Annotated in this window: 3 protein-coding genes and 1 tRNA gene; 1 reads left to right on the top strand and 3 read right to left on the bottom strand. The window is 76.2% G+C overall.

Features of this window, described 5'->3' with window-relative positions:
- The 3 genes from G6556_RS16545 to G6556_RS16535 form a co-directional block, all read right to left on the bottom strand.
- A partial coding sequence (locus tag G6556_RS16545) for an FAD-binding dehydrogenase (RefSeq protein WP_166943891.1) occupies positions 1-1,636 on the bottom strand: 1,636 nt, incomplete at its 3' end.
- 193 nt (positions 1,637-1,829) lie between these two features.
- Positions 1,830-1,918: transfer RNA gene (locus G6556_RS16540), tRNA-Ser, on the bottom strand.
- Between the two features lie 77 nt (positions 1,919-1,995).
- Positions 1,996-3,261 carry a threonine/serine exporter family protein gene (locus G6556_RS16535; protein WP_346774953.1) on the bottom strand — a complete coding sequence of 422 codons (1,266 nt, stop codon included), beginning with the start codon at positions 3,259-3,261 and terminating at the stop codon, positions 1,996-1,998.
- 141 nt (positions 3,262-3,402) lie between these two features.
- Here G6556_RS16535 and G6556_RS16530 point away from each other — a divergent pair.
- The coding region (locus G6556_RS16530; protein WP_166943887.1) for an Ig-like domain-containing protein at positions 3,403-5,959 on the top strand (2,557 nt) is incomplete at its 3' end.

The raw sequence follows: 5,959 nt of genomic DNA, 5'->3' as shown, positions 1-5,959 counted from the left end.
TCAGCAGGCACCCGCCGAGGAACGTCCCCTCCAGCGCCCGGTACCCGTGCGCCCCGCCGCCGCCGAACCCGGCCGCCTCCCCCGCGGCGTACAGCCCGGGCACCGGCGCGCCGTCGAGCCCGAGCGCCCGGCCGTCGAGGTTGGTCTGGATGCCGCCGAGCGTCTTGCGCGTGATGACCCGCAGCCGCACGCCGATCAGCGGGCCCGCCGCGGGGTCGAGCACCCGGTGCGGCCGGGCGACGCGCAGCAGCCGGTCGCCGCGGTACCGGCGGGCGTTCCGGATGCTCTGCACCTGGGCGTCGCGCGCGAACGGGTTGGCGAGCTGCGCGTCCCGCTCCCGGACCTGGCGCTCGATCGCGGCGGGGTCGAGCAGCGGCTCGTCCGTCAGCGCGTTCATCCCGGCGACCAGCTCCGGCAGCGTCCCCGCGACCACGAAGTCCGCGCCGCGCTCCTTGAACGCCTCGACGGGCCCGGGCGCGCCGCGGCCGAGCCGGGTCCGGAGCAGCAGCCGGTAGTCGCGCCGGGTGATGTCGGGGTTCTGCTCGGAGCCGGACAGCGCGAACTCCTTCTCGATCACCTTCTGGGTGAGCACGAACCAGGAGTGGTCGTACGGCTGCAGGTCCGGGTCGGCCCGCAACAGCCGCAGGGTGCCGACGGTGTCGTGCCCGGGCAGCCCCGGCGGGGGCAGCCGGCGGCCGAGGGCGTCGAACCACAGCGACGACGGGCCGGGCAGGATCCGGATGCCGTGCCCGGGCCACACCGGCGCCCAGTTCGCGACGCCCTCGGTGTAGTGCCACATCCGGTCCCGGTTCACGAGGCGCACGCCGTCGGCCGCCGCGATGTCGAGCATCCGGCCGTCGACCGACGCGGGCACCCCGGTCAGCATCGTGCGCGGCGGGGTGCCGAGCCGGTCCGGCCACCAGCGGCGCACCCGGTCGTGGTCGCCGCCGATGCCCCCGGTCGCCAGCACCACCGCCTGGGCGGTGAGCACGAAGTCGCCGACGACGTCGCGGTTCGTCCGCTCCCCACGCGGTGCGTCGTCGTCGGCCAGGACCGCGCCGTGCACCCCGATGACCGCCCCGCCGGTGCGCACCAGCCCGTCGACCCGGTGCCGGAACCGCAGCACGAGCCGCCCGTCGGCCGCCGCGGCACGCACCCGGTCGGCGAACGGCTCGCTGATCCCGGTGCCGCTCCCCCACGGCACGTGGAACCGCGGCACCGAGTTGCCGTGCCCGCCGGGCAGCCCGTCGCCGCGCTCGGCCCAGCCGACCACCGGCGTGAACCGCACCCCGCGCTGCCGCAGCCACGGCAGCGCGTCGCCCCCGGCGAACTCCACGAACGCCCGGCCCCAGCGCACGGACCACGCGTCCTCGGGCAGGTCGCCGTCCAGCCGGTCCCAGCCCGCGGTGCCCTGCCAGTCCTGCCACGCGAGGTCGACCGAGTCCCGGACGCCGAACCGGCGCTGCATCGGGCTGTCGACGAGGAAGATGCCGCCGAACGACCACCAGGCCTGCCCGCCGAGGTTCGCCGGGCTCTCCTGCTCGACGAGGACCACCCGTCGCCCGGCCCGCACGAGCTCGTCGGCGGCGACCAGCCCCGCCAGCCCGCCGCCCACCACGATGACGTCCGCGTCCACGCGCCACACCCCCGCCGCCCGCGGCGTCGCCCCGTCGCGGCACCGGCTGGGGCGAGCGTAGCGAGTGCGGCGGGCCCGACCCCGGCAGCGGGCGACCCCTCGGGCGCCCAGCCTCAGGTCCCCACCGCACGGCGGCGACACGCCCCGGGCACGCGACGAGGGCCCGGTCGCCATGACCGGGCCCTCGTGGAAGCGGAGACGGTGGGATTTGAACCCACGGAAGGGTTGCCCCTTCACGACCTTAGCAGGGTCGCGCACTAGACCTGGCTATGCGACGTCTCCAGACTGCGCCACAGTACCGGGCCGCCCCGGCACCCGGCAAAGCGGCTCCCCGCGGCGCCGCGCGACGGCCGTCGCGGTCAGTGCTCGAAGCCCCACTCCCGGTCGGTCAGCATCCGCGCGACCGCGAGCCCGACGGACAGCGCCACGACGACCAGACCCGCCTGCACCCCGTAGGCGAGCGCCTGGGTGGTGTCGCCGTTCGACAGGTAGAACACCGACCGGTACGCGGAGACGCCGGGCACCATGATGACGACGGCGGGCACGGACACCGTGATCCGCGGGACGCCCAGCCGCGGGGCGACCACGGCCGCGAGCAGCCCGACGAGCAGCGCCGCTCCCGCGGCGGCGGCCTGCGGCGCGACCTCGCCGACGAGGTACAGCCGGCCGGTGTTCGCGACCATCCCGACGACGGCGGCGCCGAGCGCCATCCGCCAGGGGCTGTTGAACATGAGCGCGAAGCCCAGCACGCCGACGAAGCTCGCGACCATGCGGAGCACCAGCAGCAGCGCGGAGTGCAGCACCGGGCCCGCCTCCGGGTCCGGCGACAGGCCGACCGCGATCGACACGCCCCACACCGCGAGCGCCGCCGAGGTCAGGATCATCAGCGCGTAGGTGAGCCGGGCGACGCCGGCCGAGAAGTCCAGCTTGGCCAGGTCGAGGCCGCCGGTCACCAGCGGGAACCCGGGCACCAGGAACAGCACCGCGGACACGTAGCCCGCGGCGTGCCGCACCTCCGTGGCGCCGAGCTCGTGCACCGCCGACACCAGCCCGAGGTAGCCGAGGCAGGCGAGCGCCGCGGCGAGCATGGTGACGCCGAACTGGTTGAACCCGCGGTGCAGCAGCAGGCGCCGGGTGAGCTGGCCGAGCCAGGCGGCGACGAACGCGCCGGCCATCTCGACCGGCCCGCCGTTGTTGAGGAACGCGAACGCCGCGCACGCGACGGCCGCCCACAGCGCGTTGACCGCGTCGGGGTACAGCGGCGGCTTGCGCTCGATCCGGTCGAGCTCGGCGGACACCTCCTCGACGGTCGCCCGCCGTCCCGACGCCGCGAGCGACCCGGCCAGGCGCTCGAGCTCGGCCAGCCGGTCGGCGTTGATGCCGACGGACCGGACCTCGGCGACCTCCGTGCGGAAGCTCGGGCCGCGGTGCGACGTGGTGGTGATCTCGGTGAGCGTCACGTGCGCCTCGTGCCGGTCGACGCCGATCGCCCGGGCGATCCGGGCCATCGACGACTTGACGCGGTACGACCCGGTCCCCGCGGACAGGCTCAACCGCCCGACGCGCAGCGCGACGCCGGACTGGCGGATGAGCTCGAGCTCGTCGTCTCCTGGCTGGGTCGGCACGCGCACCATGATGGCGGTCGCGGGGGCGGCGCGGCGGGACGTCGGTCCGGCCCGCCGCCACCCCCTCGCCTCCGGCCCGGCCCCTGGGTACCGTGGCCGGACGCGCAGGTCGGGGGACCGCGCACGAGCATCGGGGGCACGGTGCGGACTCGACCGGGCAGCGGCGCGCGGCAGGACGGCAGGGCTCGGGGGGCGGCTCCGCGCGCGCCCCGCCGGTGGGCCGCCGCGGCCCTGGGCGGGCTGCTGCTGGCCGCCCTGGTCCCCGCCGGACCGGCGCAGGCCGCCCCGGCGGACGACTGCGCGGCACCCACCCGGACGGTCACCGGCTCCGCGTCGGGCGCGGCGCTCGACGTCGCGGCCGGGGAGGTCGTGCTCCTCGCGGGCGGGACCCAGATCGGCGGGGTCGGCTCGCTGCCGGCCGGGGCCACCCTGTGCGTCGCGGCCGGGGCGACCCTCGCCCCCGCGTACGTGAACAACGCCGCCGGCACGATCTACGTCGCGCCGGGCGGCAGCGCGAGCATGCCGTCGATCGCGGTCAACGCGGGCTTCGTGCTCGACAACGCCGGGACGGCGACCTTCGCGGGCCTCGCGCTGAACGGCCCCGCCTCGGTGACCAACCGGGCCGGCGCGACCCTGACCGTCACCGGCCCGTTCACCCCGGCGGCCGGGACGGTCGTCAACGACGGCACGCTGGCGCTGCCGGGCGGCGCCACCCTCAACTCCCCGGTGTCGCTGACCAACAACGGGACGCTCACCGCCGCCGGCACGACGATCGTCAACGGGCCGTTCGAGAACGCCGGGACCGCCGACCTCGGCGGCGACCTGGTGGTCAACGGCTCGGGCTCGCTGACCAACCGGTGCGTGCTCACCGCCACGGGCGGGTTCACCAACAACGGCGCGTCCAGCAGCACCGGGCTGGTCGCGCTCGGCGGCGGCTTCGTCAACCAGGGCGCGTGGCGGCAGCTGCCCGCGGCCGCGCTCACCGCCACGACGCTGACCGACGACGGCGCGGTCACCGGGTTCGGCCGGTACGTGTTCAGCGGGGCGACGAGCGTGCAGGGCGGCTTCGACGGGGACAGCGCGTTCGTGCCCATCTTCGTCGACGTCCCGGGCACGACGTTCCCCGACACCGGCGCCGGGTCCGTGACCAACGTCGACGTCCGCGACCTCACGGTCCCCGGGCCCGCCGACTACCCGGCGCCGGACTGCGCCGACCCGGTCGGGCCGGCGTCCGCGGACGTGCAGGTCAGCAAGACCGGCCCGGCGTTCGTCGGCCCCGGAGGCCGGTTCAGCTACACCATCGACGTCAGCAACGCGGGGCCCGACGCGGCTGCCGGCGTCGTCGTCACCGACGACCTGCCGCCCGCGCTCACCGGCGTCACCGCCTCGGACGGCGGCGTCGTCGCGCCGCCCACGGTGACCTGGGACCTCGGCACGCTCGCCGTCGGCGCCACCGTCACGCTCACCGTCACCGGCACGGCCCCGGACAGCGGCGTGCTGGTGAACACGGTGCGCGCCACCGCGACCACCCCCGACCCGGACCCCTCCAACAACGACGGCACCGCGGACTCCGAGACGGTCACCACCGAGGTCACCCCCGGACCGGACGTCGTCGACCCGCCGACCGCCGACGACCTCGTGCGTGAGACCGTCGCCGGGCGGCCGATCGTCTCGAGCGTGACCGGGAGCAGCCCCGACCTCGACCTGCAGCTGCGGTTCAGCACCGTGACCGGGCCGTCCGACGGGGTGCTGGTCCTGCTGCCCGGCGGCCGGTTCGGGTACCTGCCGGACGTCGGGTTCGTCGGCACCGACACCTTCACGTACCGCGTCTGCGACAACCAGGACCCGGTGCAGTGCAGCGCACCCGCGACGGTCACGCTGATCGTGCACCCGCTGGCCGTCGACGACGAGACGACGACCCTCGGGGACACGCCCGTCACCATCGACGTCCTCGCCAACGACCCGCCCGGCGCGGTCCTGTCCACGACGCTGGTCGACCTGCCCGACCACGGCCTGGTCGCCGTCGACCCCGCCACCGGCACCGTGCGCTACACGCCCGGGCCCGGCTACCTCGGCACCGACTCCTTCACCTATCAGGCCTGCTCGCCCGACGACCCGGCCGACTGCGCCACCGCCGTCGTGACGGTGCACGTCTGGCCCGACAACCTGCCGCCGGACGCGCCGCCGCTGTTCCTGGAGACCACCGTGGACACCCCGGTCGCCGGGGACCCCGCCGTGAGCGACCCGGACGGCGACGCGGTGACGATCGTCCGGACGTTCCCGACCGCGGCGGGCGGCACGGTGACGCTCGCCGGCAGCACGACCACCTACACGCCGCCGCCGGGGTTCGCGGGGCGCGACCAGTACCAGTACTCGGTGTGCGACGACGGCGTCCCGGTGCTGTGCAGCACCGGGCTGGTGACCGTGCTCGTCGACCCCGTGGCCGTCGACGACGCCGCGACCACCCCCGAGGGGACGCCGGTGGCGATCGACGTCGCCGCGAACGACCGCGGCACGGTCCTGCCGCCCGACGTCACCGCGCCCCCGGGCCACGGCACGGTCGCGCTCGTCGACGGGGTGCTGGTCTACACGCCCGCGCCCGGGTTCGTCGGGACGGACACGTTCACCTACCGGGTGTGCGCGGCCGACGTGTCGCCCGCGTGCGCGACCGCCGTGGTCTCCGTGGTGGTGACGGGGG

Source organism: Cellulomonas sp. IC4_254, from assembly GCF_011603975.1.
Classification (GTDB): Bacteria; Actinomycetota; Actinomycetes; order Actinomycetales; family Cellulomonadaceae; genus Cellulomonas.
Note: the sequence above shows the minus strand (reverse complement) of the source record. Positions and strands in the feature narration are given on the sequence as shown.